We start from the raw sequence: 16,660 nt of genomic DNA on the forward strand, positions 1-16,660 counted from the left end.
ACCCTGTTCTAACCCGGTCTCAAGGAGGAAAAAAGATGGACTTCAATAAAGTAAAAATCAAAGGAATGGAACCTTTCCAAAAACAAAACCCGGAATTCAGTATTCTTGATTTTAACTTTCATGACAATGAACAACTGGCCAATTTAAAATGGGACGGGGGTGATAAAGAGAATCTTTTGGGCGAATTAAAGACATATCAGCGTTTACTGCGAATTTATCCGGATATTACAGCAGCCCAAACTTTACAGGAGAAGGGGATTGATTCTGCTTTTAAAATAACGGCTTTAAGCCGGAACCAGTTTGTTAAGGAATACGGACCGCTGTTGGGTGAACATGGAGAAGCCAAAGCCGTGGAAATCCACATCCGGGCTGAAAACAAAAAGAACCAGGTCATGCATATGTGGGCGGCAGCTCAAAATATTACCACCCCGCATTTCAAGACCATGAGGGTGAACAGTATTAACAGCACCTTAACCGATTTCTTCGAAAGGATGCCCAGCTACCGGGATATCTTCGGCAGCCTGGATTACTGCGAGTGCGACCAGTGCAAATCCATATTCGGCCCGGCAGCCTATTTCGTTGATCTTATGCGTATTGCCGAGATATATGTAAACAAGCCCAATGAAAAGACCATACCGCCGGGCATGAAACTGTCGGAAAGAAGGCCTGACCTGGCCAATATCAAGTTGACTTGCGAAAATACCAACCGCACCATGCCCTATCTGAGAATTGTGAATGAAAGACTGGAGGACATTGTTAGCAGAACCTTACAGGAACAGTGCGGCCTTTATCAAGCCCTGGCCAACAAATACTATCCCTTAAACCTTCCCTTCCAGCTCCCCCTGGAAAGGATACGCCAATATTTGAAACGGCTGAATGTTGAACTATGGGAAATTTATGAGTCTTTAGGATCTTCCGTCAAGGACAGGGCGGCGGAATACCTGGAATTGTCTCCGGAAGAGTGGCAGCTTTTAACCACCCGGAACACCGGAGAGGATAAATTGAAGGAATATTACGGTGTAACCGAGTTGAGTCAATTAGCTGATGCGGAAACTTTCTGCCGTCAGACAGGACTCAAATTCCGGCAGCTTCACGACTTGCTGTACCAGAATCTTTCGGATGAAGAAATTAAGAATGGGCTGACCGGACAGTTTTTTATCAACCAGAGTCTGCCCGCTTATCTCAGTCTTGAGACAGACGGAGAAAGACAGATAATAAAGAACCTCAACAACAACGCCCTTGATCAAATAAACCGTTTTCTGAGACTGGTCAGGAAAACAGGCTGGAGCTATGCCACACTGGATTGGATCCTACACTGCGTAAATAAAGGAATTCCGTTCATAGATGACGGTACGCTGGCAGGGATAGCTGCAATAAAAGAACTGGAAAGCAAGCTGAACATCCCAACGGACACAGTTTGCGCACTGCTTTTTGATCTGAAAACCTATGGCGTGGGAAAGAATTCAACAAACTCGGAAGCACCGTTTGACTGCATTTTTAACGGGCCCGGTATGGAAACATACAGGCCCAAGTATACTGTATTAAACCCGATGTATACACAGGATGTCAGGCAATGGCAGATTGCAGCCGATAACGATATAAACCGCAAAACAGCTGTCCGCATCGCCTCGGGTGTGGGAATGTCCCAAGAAGACGTAAAACTGCTTGCCGTAAAACTTTTTGGCATTGAGAACCCAGTCAATATTACAGTTGAAAACCTCTCCATGATTTACCGCCATGCCAAGCTGGCAGCTTTGATAGGGCTTCCTATGCCCAGATACCTAAAGTTTATGGATTTATTTGGTGCTTGTGCACCCGGCTTTACTGCCGGCAGCATACTGGAAACAGTTCAAACAACTGTGCTGCTGAAGCGCTCGGGTATAAACGTCTTTGAACTTGACTATATAGCAAACGGAAATACCAGCCCCTTTGTCGATACTTTCTACAGGGAGCAGGATACCGAAGCGTGGCTGAAAACCCTTCCTGCACTGGCCAAAAGCACTGCCCTGACCGCTGAAGAGCAGCAAAAAGAGCAGGAGGAAAAAATTATTGAACAGCTTGCCGCTTTCTTTAACGCCAAAACTGAGCAAATAAAGGCTTTGCTTTCTCTTGCCGGTCATACCGGCATTGTCCCTGTGTTTCTGGACACCGCCAAAAAAGAGGAAGCCAGAAGTATACTCAAGGATTTATCACGATACCTGGTACTGGTCCGGAAACTCAAGCTCAAGAGCCAGGAAATTGAAAGCATCCGGGATTATTCGGCAAGCTACGGTATACAAGACGCAAAAAAACTAAGCGCCGGCAACATAATAAATATCTTGCGTTTTAAAGACGCGGGATCAGTCTATGACGATCCTCAGGACCACCTGACAACATACATGAACGCGGCAAATGGCGGTGACGCTGCCAGGGAGCTGGCCGCCCTTACAGGACAGGACGAAGAGCAGATCAAGATGCTTGGAGAAATATTCAAAAATGACAACCGCATGGAGATATTATGCAAAACAGGACGAGTATATGAATTAGTACAAAAAACCGGAACAAACCTGTCATTTCTGATTAGTTTGCACACACTGGCAGGCAAAAGTGTGACAGGCAGTTGGGATGCCTACGCCGCAGCGGCTGACAACCTGATTAACGCTGTTAAGGCTCGTTATGCTGCCGATGTTTGGAATAAAATTTACGACCAAATAGAAGGAGAAGAACAAGAAAGTAAGCGTGAAGCCCTTATTGGCATAGCTGTCAGCGAATTATCCCGCAAAGAGGAAACCCAATGGATCAAAAACTCAAGAAACCTGTATGAATATTTGCTGATTGATGTTGAGATGAGCGGCTGCGCCCAAATTTCCTATATCAAGGAAGCCCTTAATGCTGTCCAGATCTATCTTACCCGCTGCCGCAAACAGTTGGAACCGGGGGCAGAGTTTTTTTCCATACCCGAAGTCTGGTGGGAATGGATGATGAACTACCGTGTTTGGGAAGCAAATCGAAAAATTTTCCTGTATCCCGAAAACTACATTGATCCCGCTCATAGAAATTCAAAAACTCAGCTTTTTAAGGAACTGGAAAATTCACTCAAGCAAGGTGATATCAACAGCAAAACAGTTGAAACCGCCTATAAAAAATATTTGGACAATTTTGCCGAACTGGCCAAACTGGTATACGTGGACGCATACTACTGCAATATCAGCGATGAAAAAAGAGAAGACGCACCTACTCTCTTTTTATTCGCTCGCACTCAAACACAACCCTACAACTATTATTACATCATTCAAGAAAATGACGGAACGTGGTCGGAATGGAATAAAGTAGAACTAACCATCAATTCCGAACACATAGCTCCCATGTATGCCTTCAACAGACTATTTGTCTTCTGGGTCGAATTTAATAAGAGTGACGACACCCAGGACGCAAGCAAAAAAATCACTAAACACAAGGCTTCGATAAAATATACCTTCTATAACTTCAGCGGAGACTGGGTTCAGCCCCAGACACTGGTGGAAAACATGGTTATATCGGTGCAGGGGGGGCCGCAGCTGCCCGGTTATAACGGCCTGTTTTCTGAAAGCCTTTTTGACACAAACCATCTATGGTGGAAAAAAGTCTATGCATATAAGCTGGAAAAGAATCGCTACTGGGTGCTTGGTTCCGGAGCCAACAAATTCGAAAAGATCATGCTCCTTTACGGCCCCATGCTCAATACCGGTGATTTCGGGGAGTGGACAGCCCCTGCTTTCAGCCAGCCTTCTTCAAACGAAGATTTTTACTGCCGGCTGGATCAAGCAGCCAAGAATTTTAAGGCGGTGAAGGATTACGGCTACGAAGGCTGCCTGCCGGTATTCAATCCTGTGATTATTAACGATGATCTGGAAAAGGGATTCCTGGCCGACCCTAATGAATTCATACTTTTAAGAAATGACTCGCCGCAAAGCATAACCTGCTTCAGGCCAAACATTGACAGTATTTCGGGGCGGCTGAACCTGATCAGTACAAAAAACATCCTTTATGATAATTGCAATGAAGCACAGATTACAGACATTGCCCCTGTTAAACTGCCGGACAAGCTTACTCCCGATTCTTTTGTTTCCTCAACTGCCGGTATACAAGCGGCAGATTCCGAAAGGATTTTTAAACAGCTATTGGAAGGCGCGTATATAGACAGTAAGGGAATGCCCGGAAATATTGATTTTTCCAAACTATACCAGTACTTAAAAAGCATTACCGGACAACAACCGGATCAGCTTGTGAAAATAAATTGCATCATGGAGAATATATGCAGATCAGCAGGTACCCCGTGTCTTTCCGGCGCTATGAGAAACAAAAATTACGAAATATTTACGGTCAAAAACCACCCGGCAGCCTTTGTTTTTAAAGGTGAAAAAGAATCTTTCCTGCTATGCGACCCGGATAAAAATTTACCGTCAATCAGCCGCTGCAGTTACAATTCGGACACTCTGTTCAAGCCTGATTCTTTTATTTCTTTGCCGATGGAAATCAACGAAAAAAGCTCGGAAAGCATTTTCAATCAGCTTGTGCAGTACGGCTATCTGTACCGGGACGGGCGTCTTTCCACCGACACGGTGCTGACTGATCTGACTAAGGATTTGCGTGACCTTTTTGCGGAGCAGCCCCGAGAAGACGATAAAGTGGCTGTTGTAAAAAATATACTTATGCACAGGCCCGTTATCCGGCCAGGTTCATTCGTATCCGAAGCCGCAAAAATAGAGGAAAGCAGTTCCCAGGCTATTTTCAAACAGCTTATGCTCTACGGTTATCTTGATCAAAACGGGCGCCTGGACGGCGACATCGACTATTACAGCCTTACGCAGGATGTTGCCGATGTATTGAAAGATCAACCCGATCAGGACAAGAAGGTACGCTGCGTGGTGGATACACTGTATCAGAGCGCTTTTCCAACGTCTGTCGGCTTTTTCGCAAGCAAGGACCAGGGTTACAATATCTGCGAATTCAAGCTCAAAGCCACCCGGATGACTACTGCGGCCGTTCACAGGCTGAGTTCGGCATTGTTTACCGGCAGCATAGACAAACTGCTGAGCCTGGATTCCCAGCAAATACCTGTTGAAAGTGAACTGCCCTTTTCAAGATTTCAATTCAACGACCTTAAGGTAGAAGCTCCCGAAGTCTTGGACGGTGCACAGGTTGACTTTTACGGCACTTACGGTCTCTATTACTGGGAACTGTTTTTCCACGCACCGATGTTTATCTACAACCTTTTAAAAACCAACCAGAAATTCCAGGATGCCGAAAACTGGCTTAAATATATTTTTAACACGAGTCTGCCTGAAAATCCTGTCAGGGAGGATTCTTTCCAGACTTCCACCCTGGGTATACGCGACTCGCGGGCAATCTATAAAATACTGCTTAACAATGGAATTATCACTGCTGAGGGCCTGGTCAATCCTTCCTTTACCAGGAAAACCCCTCTGGACACTTATTTAAAAACCATTTTGAATCAGGTACAGATTGAATCGGTTAAAAACATATTGTTGAATTACAAAATAAGTAAGCCCGTGGCACGTTTCTGGCAGTTTCAACCCTTCCGCAATCATACACTGGAATCACTGATTGACCAGTTGAAAAACCCCGGCGAGATTGCGGCTTATAACAATACTCCCTTCGATCCTCATGCCATCGCCCGGCTTAGAATAGGAGCCTATGAAAAATCGGTGGTCATGCAGTATATTGACAATCTGCTGGATTGGGGCGACGCACTGTTTGCCAGGTATTCCTGGGAATTCATTACTGCAGCGACACTGCTGTATATATGCGCATACAACTTGCTGGGAGAAAGGCCCGAGAGCATAGGCACCGGCAAAACACCTGCCCCAGTCTCCTTTAAAGATATTTTTGACAAATACCAATATGAAATTCCACAATTTCTTATTGAGCTGGAACATGCAACCGGCCAGAATCCTCCGACTCTGACCGGCACACCCTTTAACGAATTTGACACGTATTTCTGTATACCTGAAAACACAGAATTTATGGCTTACTGGGACAGAGTGGAGGACAGGCTTTATAAGATCAGGCACTGCCTGAATATTAACGGTGTTAAACAAAACCTGCCGCTGTTCGAACCGCCGCTTGACCCGGCTCAATTGGCTCGTTTGGCGGCCGCGGGAAGCGATATAATTTCCGTAATTTCACATGGAAGCACCGGCGTACCACACTACCGTTTTAACTATATACTGGAAAAAGCCAAAAATATTACAGGAACTCTATCCCAGCTTGGCAGCAGCCTTCTTTCGGTATTGGAGAAAAAGGATGCAGAAGCTCTGGCCCTGCTTCGCTCCACCCACGAAAAGAATATTCTCAATCTTACAACTCTGTCCAAGGAAAAGCAGATTGAGGAAATTACCGAAACAACAGCGTCACTTCAGCAAAACCGGAGCAGCGCCCAAAACCGGCTGGAGCATTACCAGAGTTTGTATGATGAAAACCTCAATGCCTTGGAAATCGCCAGCCTGACTCTTAGCGGCACTTCGATAGCATTACAAGTAGTGTCAGGCTGCATACGTGGATTATCCATGGCAGGTTACTTAATTCCCAATGTTTACGGTCTTGCCAACGGTGGTATGCAATTTGGTGACGCCATAAATGCCGGTGCCCAGGTTATTGATGTAACGGCCGGAATAATGAACCAGACAGCCGGCATCATAGCTACAGGAGCCCAATATGTGCGCCGCCGGGAAGAATGGAAGCTCCAGTGCGATATTGCCAGCTACGAGGTGGAACAGCTTAATAAACAGATCTCGGCCAACCAGGCACGACAGGCTTACCTGACAAGAGAACTGGAAATTCATCAAAAGAACATCCAGCAGGCTGATGAATACGAGGATTTCATCAAAAACAAATTCACCGGCCAGGATTTATATCAATGGATGATGGGCCGTATTTCAACTGTTTATTTTCAGACTTACAGAATGGCCCTGGACATGGCTCTTGCCGCTCAAGCGGCATACCGTAATGAACTGTGCCGGGACGATCAGTTTATAGAATTCAGTTATTGGGACAGCTTGCGCAAAGGGCTTCTGAGTGGAGAAAGCCTGCTGCTTTCCTTAAGCCAGATGGAAAAGTCCTATATTGAAAACAACCCGCGCAGGTTGGAAATTGAAAAAACTATTTCTCTATTACATTTAGACCCACAAAAATTCATGGAATTCAAATGGGGCATTAACGGAGCTGAAAGAGGAAAAATCAGCTTTGAACTGAGCGAGAAGCTCTTTGACTTTGATTTTCCCGGCCACTACTGCAGAAAGATAAAATCCGTTTCGGTAACTATACCTGCGGTAGTCAGACCGTATCAAAATATCAACGCCACCCTGGTTCAAAACAACAATAAAATTGTGCTAAAACCAGACATTAAAGCCATTGAACACGTTATTGACCCATCGACTTACCCGGATAACCCAGGCGGGTCCCTGCGTGAAGACTGGCTGCCCAACCAGCAGATAGCCATTACACGCGGTATTGACGACAGCGGACTTTTCCTGTTGGATTTTCGTGATGAACAATACCTGCCCTTCGAGGGAACGGGAGCAGTTTCCAGGTGGACCCTGCACCTGCCTCCGGAAACAAACAGGATTGATTTCAACTCTATATCCGACATCATCTTGCAAATAAAATACACGGCACAAGAAGGAGGTGAAAATTTAGCCAATCAGGTAAAGGCCTTGCTTCACGCAGATAACCCGCCGTACCCTTACACACTGGCCAAGTCCATTGATTTGAAGCAAAGTTATGCGGGAGAATGGAACAAATTTATCAATAGCCAACCAAGCGGCAATATTCAGCAGGTTTGCTTTCCAATAACGGATGAAATGCTTCTGCCGAATTTAACGGATGTACAATTAAGTACAGTATCCGTCTTCCTGCAAACCCCGCCGGGGCTAAAGGTATCGGATAAAGACAGTAATACAGGCTTTGTTTATTTGCGTACCGGAGACGGAACCAGCAGCCCTGTTTCGATCACTGACAATGCCGGCAATATAAACCTGTCCAAGACCGCCCCGGCAAAGGAAACCTGGGCTCTGGAACTGGACACCGCCCGCATGCCCGCGGTGCTGCTTGCCGAAGGTGCTGTCAATGCCGGTGTTTTATTGGATATTGTAGTCCTGATTGGCTATGAATCAAATGTTTTTAACAAGCCTAAGCAAGGTTGATCTAACCGCGGCTTCAAAAAAATCACCGCTATTCAGCCATAAAAGTCGGATAACTTAAGACGCATGTGCCAAATAACTACAAAAAATTTATCTAGGAGGGTTTATTATGGCTTGGGAAAATTGTGTAGATAACATTAGGGCCACTCTTGATCCAAAAGCTAAGGAAATTAATGCAATCAACTGGTCTTCAATAAGTCAGGACAGTCTGGACAACGATACTTTCGCAAAGGGAGAACCCTTTTCTCTCATTTGCCCGTCCAGGCACTGCCAGGATTTTGCCGACTTTTCTCCGCAGGCCCACAGGATTTGTCAATGTCTGGATATGGAAGGCAAAAGAATACCAAACTGTGAACCTAAAGACTATTTGTACCCCTATCCTTCCCAGGTTTGCTTAAATATTAACAATCCCGCCGATTTCAGCGGCAAAAGGAGCAAGGCTTGCACCAGGCAAGGAGACAGTTATTATCAACTTACCTGTCACTGCTGCTGCTCCTGCTTTGCCTACGGAACCAAGATAGGCACACCCAACGGGCTTAAGAAAATTGAGCAATTCGCAGTAGGCGATTTAGTTCTGGCAGCCAGTCTCGAAAGCAATGCCGGAGGCATAAAGTTAAACTGGTCGCCGCTGAAAGTATCTTTCAGTTCCGGCACGGGACCCGACAGCCACCAGCCGGCCATGATATACATCAGACACGGCGAAACAGGTTCCATTATAGTTACTCCGGACCACTTGTTTCTGATGCCCGAAGGAAAGCTGAAAAGGGCAGATCGCCTCGTTCCCGGCAAAGATCAACTTGTCTCCTACGAAGGCCAGGCTGTGCCTGTTCATGAAGTACACTTAGGCGAATATGAAGGCGGAGTCCACCATATTGCCACTGATAACAGCTTTACGGGAAGCCTGAACGGCCACCTGCTTCTGTCGGAAGGAGTGGTTTCCGGCGACTTTAATCTGCAGATACATGCCTCGGAATTAAAAGAAAACTACTTTATCGATGACCATGACAGCTATCCCAAAATCGGTACCAATGAATATAAAGAGCAAAATACCGAGCTGCTGGAGGGCAGGTATTTGAGTTTTCAAGCCTCCGGCATAAATGAAGTTAACCCTGTGCCCCAGCCGTCGAAGTTTTACGTGCACGGGCAAAATATCTCCTATATTCCACAAACGGCAGCCAAATACTTGAGCAGCTTACAAGAGATAGATGTCAACGACAACGCCGAAAGGCGCAGTTTTTCCGAAATGAGCCTCGGAAACGCCGCGGTTAATTACGCTCTTAAACTGTTCAGAGGATTTTACCCGGACATCATCTTTCATCATGACATAGCACGGCTTGAGCCCAATGCATTCGCCTTCAACCAGTATGGAAAGGATATAGTCGTCCTGTCCGGAGGGTTGACCAGGATTAAAAACCTGCAGTTGGAAGGGATGACGATGGTATTGAGCCACATGGTTACACGCCTGCAAAAAATCAATCCAGTTGACTATAACGGTTTTACTTCCGCAGCCATGGCAGATTATTACAGCCCAGGTGTACTGCAGACAGTGCTGTTTGACAAACTGTACGCCGATGTCCTGAAAAAGGGCAAAAAACAGCTTGAAGACGGTATCTATGCATATATAAACAAACAGCATGAGGCCTTTGAGGAAGACCCGTATGCCCCAACCTGGGAAACCCGCCTAGACGCCATAGACGCGGGTTATGCCATGGACTTTCCGCCGGAAGGGATAGGCGGACCGGTATTCCAGGGATTGCAAGTGCAGGCTGCAAAAGCTTTTCCGCCGGCACTTGCCCCGAACTCTTTTATAACTGAGGACATTGACGCGGCAGCTTCCCGGCAGGTCTTTGACCGGTTGAAGGAGAACAAAGTCTTGGACGACCAGGGAGTACTGAACACTAAATTCAGCATTGACACAGATCTTTCCTTTTTATTTAAAGATAAGCCTGATAATCTTAACAGGTATCTTACTGAGGAGATTCGTTTCATCTTAAGACATGTACCTGCCAGAATCCGCCTGACCTTTAATCTGCCGCTGTCTGCCGAAAAGGCATCTGCTGTCGGCAGCTATGAGTTAGAACCCGAAAGCAATATTATGCATGCCGGAGTAGATGAGAAGGATCCCGCCGTCCTGTGGCTCACCGCTCGTTTGCAGAAGGAGACGGAATATACTTTGACCGTTTCGAAATATTTAAAATCTAAGGATGGCTCTACTGTTGATCCCCAAAACAACAGCATCCAGCTTAAACTGGTCTAGCAGGACTGTCTTGCAATCACTTCCCTATTAATTCTAATTGTCATTTAATTTCTTAATTCGGTGTCCTAGACACCGGCAAAAGGAAAGTATTTAAAATCTTACAAAAGCTCAGAGAGGCACACTTAAGTGCTTCTCTGAACCGTCTTGTTCGATAAGACATAATTAAACCCTACGTATTTAGTGTTTTCAGAGAAAGAGGGATACATATGAAATCAGCAACAATAACCGGCAGCAAACAAACTGATCAAAAATTAAAATTTGGGAGGTTTTTGGGATTAAATAACCCCGTTTCATCTGAAGTATTATATGCAGCTGCAGCTAATCCGGAATATCTGCACAATCTAATAGTCTCTAAAAATAATCACGAATTTATGAATCACCTCTTGGAAAACCCTGCAGGTACTGATGCTGTGAATTTCAGTGAACAAGAAATCGAAAAATTTGTAGCCGAGCAGGAAAGGAAATTATTCCACCTTGAGCAAAAACAGGCTTACGAAAAGAGATACGGTATTTTCTTTGAAATGGAACAAAAAAAGGACCCGGAGGCCGAACCCTGCAAGCCATGGGCACCATTAAAAACTCCTGATTTTCGTGAAGTTTACCTTGATCATAACGCCACAACCCCTGTCCGTCCCGAAGTAGGCCGCATACTGGCAGAATATTATAACGGCAAATACGGCTATGATAATCCAAGCAGTAATACGGCACAGGGTTATTTCACAACGGCATTTATTAATGAGGCCAGGCGAAGAATTGCCAATTGCCTCTCGGCAGTTCCCGAAGAAATATTCTTTACCGCTTCAGGCACCGAAGCCAACAACCTTGCTATCAAAGGGGCTGCTTTTAAATATTTGAATAAGAAAGGACATCTTATTACCAGCAAGGCAGAACACCCTTCCGTGCTCAGAGTCATGGAATACTTAGAAACTCTGGATTTTTCCGTTACCTACCTTGATGTCGACCAATACGGCATGGTTTCGCCGGATTCAGTGCAGCGGGCTATCAGACAGGACACTGTTCTTGTATCCGTCATGGCAGCTAATAATGAGATTGGGACCATCAATCCAATAAGCAAAATAGGGCGAATATGTAAAAAACATAATATCCTCTTTATGGTTGATGCCATTCAGGCTTTTGCAAAAATACCTCTCAATCCCAAGGACATGGGAATTTCCCTGCTATCCTTTTCGGGACATAAGATTTATGCGCCCAAAGGAATCGGCGGCCTTTATATTGAAAAGGATCTGTCCCTTGTTCCACAGATTCACGGGGGCGGTCAGGAATCAGGAAGACGTTCGGGCACCGAAAATGTGGGGGCCATTCTTGCCTTTGCCAGAGCGGCAGAACTGGCTCATTCGGAAATGGCAAAGGAAACGGCACGCCTCCTTGAACTGCGAAGCTTCTTTCTTGAAGGCTTGAAAAACGTTGAACCAGGTTATATTGTCAACGGCTCTCTGGAACACCGTATCGCCAACAACTTAAGCATTGGCTTCCCCGGTGTGGACAGCGGTGCTTTGCTGCGCAGTCTCAACAGGATTGGCATAAGCGTTTCGGCAGGGTCGGCCTGCAGTTCAAAAAAAATCAATAATTCACATGTTTTAAAAGCAATAGGAGCTGACACAAAAAAGTATGCCACAATACGTTTCAGCTTCGGACTCCAAACCCAAAAAGAAGACCTGTCCTATCTCCTTAAATATCTGAGTAAAATTTTACACTTAATCGGAAAAAATAAATAAAATTCTCATATACCCATTCAGGCGCTGTCAGGGTTTTGCTGATTTTTCTCCACAGGCTCATAGGATTTGTCCATGCCGGGATAATATGTGATAAGATAAAAACAGCGCTGAATTTAAGCTGGCCCGGCTTATTTTTAAAATACGGAGAGGCATGCTTTGGTGCCTCTCCGCGTCATTTTGGATGAAGTGCCACTTTCATATAATCCTTTATGCAACAACTTTAACCCTGGTCTTATCCTGCAAATCCAAGCTTCCGTCCTTGATAACCTGCTCACCGGCAACCAGGCCGGAGGTAATTTCTATATTCTCATTATCACTGATACCGGTCTGAATAACCCGATGCTGAACATGGTTATCCACCACCACCATAACTTCTTTACGGTCATCACCATTGGTTATAACCGCTTCCTTTGGCAAAACTAAAACATCCTGCCTGGTAATCGTTCTAATAGCTGCCCTTACCTCATAGCCGGGCTTTAAATTAGCCCTGTCAGACAAAGCAATGATAACAGGTACCCGGCGCTGAATAATACCCAAAGCGGACTGTTTTTCCTCCGCACTGGGGTAGATTTGCTTAACTTCACCCAAAAGTACTTTTTGTCCCAACACCGGTGCAGTAATGTCAACTTTTTGTCCGACTTTGACCTCCGCCAGGTCATCGCTCAAAATATCCGCCTTAACTTCCAGTTGCTCCGCAACCGCTACACCGGCCAGCAAGTCACCGGAATTTAACACCTGTTCCTGTTTTACCGGCAATTCCAGCACCGTACCTTTGACAGGAGTTTTTACCACTAGCTGCTGCTCTTTAGTATTAAGCTGCTGCAGTGATTGTTCAAAACCTGCAGACTGTTCCAGAGCACTGTTCAATTTCGATTTCTGTTCCTCCATATTTTGCCGGATTGTTTCCACCTGCAGCCTGGCCTTATCATAATCCACCCGGCTGGCTGCACCTTCCTGATAAAGCCTCTGAAGCCTGTCAAAATTCTCAGCGGCATCTTTTTGTTCCAGTTGAATCCTTTCCAGAGCGGCCATGGAACCCTCAGCAGCAGTTCTTGCCTGAGACAACTGGGAGCGCATATCACTGATCTGCAAAGCCAAATCCAAATTCTCCAGCACAACCAAAATTTGGCCCTGTTTAACTGTTTGTCCGATTTTCACCGGAACCCTGAGCACCCTTGCATTCTGCGTGGCATGGATATCATAGCTGACGGCTGCTTGTACATAACCGGTATCAGATACTGTGCGCATAATACTGCCTTGCCGCACCTGCACTGCTGCCACTTCCTGACCGCTATTCTTAAGCGCCAGCGCGGTGATAGCCAGAGAGATCAGAATCGCAGCTGCCAGGTATAGCATTGTCCTCTTCTTCATAACCGCCCTCCGTTAATCTCTGTTTTTCAATACCTCTGACAAATCCAGTTTTTTAATCCCTCTGACCGCAAAAAGGTGAGCCAAAGCTATAAAAAATATTCCCCCCATGGCAGAGAAAAAATAGGTTTGAGGAGAAACAATGACGGGTAACGTAAAAAGATCAGTACTGACAGCCTTAATATACCACCCGGTCATCAGGCGACCGAAAGGCAGCCCCAGGATCACTCCCAGTATTGACTGCAAGAGGGTTTCTTTCAGCAGGAGTCCGGATACCTCCCCAGAGGTAAAACCAATTACCCTCAGTGAGGCCAGTTCTCTTTTACGCTCGGCAAAGCTGATTACCGACGAATTATAAACAAGAGCAAAACCCAACAGGACAGCAAAAGCAACCATAACAGACATTGAATAAATCATACTGTCCAGGTTCTGGTTCAAGTTGTTCAGTTCTTTGCGCAAGCTGGAGATGGAAGAAACATTGGTCATTTCATTTAATTCTTCTTCTAACAGCGTAATTCTGCCGGGATCAACTTTCAACATAGCTCCTGTAACCAGACCCCTCTCCCGCAGAATCAGGTTGGCCTGCTCAATACTGATGTATGAGGCGCTTCCGACAAGCTGTCGGTTTGCACCCATTACTTTCAAACCGACTCGATGAGAAGGACCGAGGCTTAACAGCGTTTCCGCCTCTACAACGTCACCGGTCTCCGCGCCCAGTTTGTCTGCCGCCCTCCGGCTGATCAAAATGCCTTCCTCCGGTAAATGCAAGGGCTTTCCCGTATCGTCGGTTAATTCTTTTAGAGTTAATCCCGCGGGCAACCCCTGCAGAGAATCGTCCTCTGAACGCCCTTTAAAATGCAGCTTTACCGGGATTTCAAAAATGGCCTCTGTCTTTATTACCCCTTCCAGGCGGGAAAGGTTAAGCAGTTCAGCCTCTTTAACCGGAGTACCGAAACGGACCAGTAAATCGTAATGCTGCTCCTGATAAAAATGCTTATTTATTAAATAATTAACAGAATCATTCGAAAAAAGTGAAAGCACTAAGAGAGCTACAGCAAAAACCACGCCCAACAGGGTAATGGCAAAGCGGCCCCATTTTCGCCCGAGAGATCTTATGCTCATCTTCCAGGTTGCACCCAGTCTGTTCCATAACCAAGCCCAATCCTCAAGAAATATTTTTCCCTTTCCTTTGGGAGGCTCAGGGCGCATGGATTCAGCCGGGTTAATGGATATAACTGCCCGGGCAGCGCTTAGCCCGGCCAGCAGGCTGACTCCCAAACTGAGTATAAAACCGTATAAAATGGCTTTTAAATTCAGTGATCCAATGGTTTCCGGCAAGTTAAAATACTGTGTATAGACCTGAGACAAAACCGAGGCCAGCAATACCCCCGTCAAGGTGCCCAATAAAGCCCCGGCAAAAGCCACAGCCAGAGAATAACAAGTGTAATGCAGCATGATTTGTCCACTTCCGTAACCCAATGCTTTCATAACTCCTATTTGCAAACGCTGGGCTTTGAGCATCCTGCCCAGCATGATAAACTGGATGGCGGCAGCAACACCTAAAAATATGGCCGGCATAAATCTGGCCAGCGCCTGCAAATTATTCAGTTCACCCTGCAAAACCGTGTGACTCAACTGGTTTTTACGCGGGTAAGAGGCCAGATTGCCGTATGGCTCCAAAACAGCTTTAACCTTCTCCACCACTGATTTCTCATCTGCTCCGGGAGCCAGGTTTAAAACCACCTGGTTTATTTGCTCGGACAGGTTCAAAATTTGCTCAGCCTGGTTCTGGGGCAGCATGATAATGCCAAAGGTTTTAGGGTCCGGCATGAGTGTGGCCGCATCCTTCATGTTGATAATAAACTCAGGGCTGATGGCGCTGCCCACCAGGGTTAATGGAACCTTTTTACCCTCAGCCACAATGTCTACCATACTGCCGTAGGAAAGGTTATTGGCTTTGACAAATTGAGGATCAGCTAAGATTTCAATTCCACCGCTCTGGGGGTATTTTTCAAAAAGACGCCCCTGCTGCAAATCAAGCCGGTTTACTTCATTATCCATGGGCAAAGGGTAACTGATCAACCGTGCGGTGGCTCTTTGCTGTCCCTCTTTGAGCAGCGGCACATCCTTTTGTATTCGCCCCGTAACCCTGGTTACCCCGGGTATCGACTCAATTTGTTTGACGATTTGACCGGGTGCTCTGACTACCTGGAAATAATAATCGGCAAAATTAGTTGCTTCGTAAAAAATCTCCTGAGACCTGCTCATATTATAATAAGCAGTGGACATGGAAATATAAACACAGATACCTACCATAACAACTGCTACAACTGCCAGGAACTGCCCTCTGGTATTTATGATGGTGCGACATAATTTTCTGCTCAAGACGCTCATTACCATTCAATCCTTTCGGGCGGCAAAGGAAACCGGTTTTCTGAAATGTCTACAACAGCCCCGCTGCTCATGCGAACAACCCGGTGAGCCATGGCGCTGATAGGGGTATTGTGGGTAACTATAACTACCGTGCTGCCCCGCTCCCGGTTAATTTTAGCGAGTAAAGCAAGGATAAGTCTGCCGGTTTGGTGGTCCAGGGCACCGGTTGGTTCATCGCAGAGCAGCAGGCGTGGATTTTTCACCGCCGCCCGGGCGATGGCCACTCTCTGCTGCTCACCTCCGCTGAGCTGGGAGGGAAAATGATCGCTCCTGCTTCCCAATCCCACATCCCTTAGCACTTCCTCCACAGGCAGAGGGTTAGCCACCAGGTTAGCGGACAGTTCAACGTTTTCTCTGGCTGTCAAATCAGGAATGAGATTGTAAAATTGAAAGACGAAACCCAGTTCGTAACGCCTGTACCTGGTTAACTGTTTATCGCCGGCCCGGGTTAAATCCTCCTGCCCGAAATACACCTGCCCGCCGGAAGCCAGATCCATACCTCCCATAATGTTCAGCAGGGTACTTTTACCGGAACCGCTGGGACCCAGAATAACCATTAATTCGCCCTCGTATAACTCCAGGGAGGTCTCCTTTAAGGCCTCGACAGTGACCTCACCCATAACATAAGTTCTGGTTACCCGGTTAAGTTTCATCAATACTTTTTTCGTCATTCATTACACACCCTC

General features: G+C 46.1%; 6 protein-coding genes. 3 read left to right on the plus strand and 3 right to left on the minus strand.

Going from position 1 to position 16,660, the window contains the following annotated elements; all coding sequences use genetic code 11:
- Positions 1-35: 35 nt before the first annotated feature.
- The 3 genes from DTOX_RS24435 (at position 36) to DTOX_RS13935 (ending at position 12,173) form a co-directional block, all read left to right on the plus strand.
- Complete coding sequence (locus DTOX_RS24435; protein ID WP_015758327.1) at positions 36-8,183, plus strand: Tc toxin subunit A-related protein; 8,148 nt, start codon at positions 36-38, stop codon at positions 8,181-8,183.
- Between the two features lie 106 nt (positions 8,184-8,289).
- On the plus strand, positions 8,290-10,437 hold the full coding sequence (locus tag DTOX_RS13930) for a Hint domain-containing protein (RefSeq protein ID WP_015758328.1): 2,148 nt from the start codon (positions 8,290-8,292) through the stop codon (positions 10,435-10,437).
- Positions 10,438-10,643: 206 nt separating this feature from the next.
- The gene (locus DTOX_RS13935) at positions 10,644-12,173 is read left to right on the plus strand and encodes a cysteine desulfurase family protein (RefSeq protein ID WP_015758329.1); all 1,530 of its coding nucleotides are present in this window, start codon (positions 10,644-10,646) and stop codon (positions 12,171-12,173) included.
- Positions 12,174-12,380: 207 nt separating this feature from the next.
- Here DTOX_RS13935 and DTOX_RS13940 read toward each other — a convergent pair whose 3' ends face one another.
- From DTOX_RS13940 to DTOX_RS13950, 3 genes are read right to left on the minus strand one after another with little or no spacing between them, the layout of a single operon-like run.
- A complete protein-coding gene (locus DTOX_RS13940; protein ID WP_015758330.1) occupies positions 12,381-13,544 on the minus strand; it encodes an efflux RND transporter periplasmic adaptor subunit in 1,164 nt (387 codons plus the stop codon).
- A gap of 12 nt (positions 13,545-13,556) precedes the next feature.
- A complete protein-coding gene (locus DTOX_RS13945; protein ID WP_015758331.1) occupies positions 13,557-15,935 on the minus strand; it encodes an ABC transporter permease in 2,379 nt (792 codons plus the stop codon).
- Positions 15,935-16,645: an ABC transporter ATP-binding protein gene (locus tag DTOX_RS13950; RefSeq protein ID WP_015758332.1), complete on the minus strand. Its 711-nt coding sequence runs from the start codon at positions 16,643-16,645 to the stop codon at positions 15,935-15,937. Before DTOX_RS13950 ends, DTOX_RS13945 begins: the two co-directional genes overlap by 1 nt.
- Positions 16,646-16,660: the final 15 nt, after the last annotated feature.

This window comes from Desulfofarcimen acetoxidans DSM 771 (assembly GCF_000024205.1).
GTDB classification, from domain to species: domain Bacteria; phylum Bacillota; class Desulfotomaculia; order Desulfotomaculales; family Desulfofarciminaceae; genus Desulfofarcimen; species Desulfofarcimen acetoxidans.

Excerpts from the sequence above, each read along its gene's own strand:
- DTOX_RS24435 (WP_015758327.1), top strand. The coding sequence starts at position 36 with ATGGACTTCAATAAAGTAAAAATCAAAGGAATGGAACCTTTCCAAAAA.
- DTOX_RS13950 (WP_015758332.1), bottom strand. The coding sequence starts at position 16,645 with ATGACGAAAAAAGTATTGATGAAACTTAACCGGGTAACCAGAACTTAT.
- DTOX_RS13945 (WP_015758331.1), bottom strand. The coding sequence starts at position 15,935 with ATGAGCGTCTTGAGCAGAAAATTATGTCGCACCATCATAAATACCAGA.
- DTOX_RS13935 (WP_015758329.1), top strand. The coding sequence starts at position 10,644 with ATGAAATCAGCAACAATAACCGGCAGCAAACAAACTGATCAAAAATTA.
- DTOX_RS13930 (WP_015758328.1), top strand. The coding sequence starts at position 8,290 with ATGGCTTGGGAAAATTGTGTAGATAACATTAGGGCCACTCTTGATCCA.
- DTOX_RS13940 (WP_015758330.1), bottom strand. The coding sequence starts at position 13,544 with ATGAAGAAGAGGACAATGCTATACCTGGCAGCTGCGATTCTGATCTCT.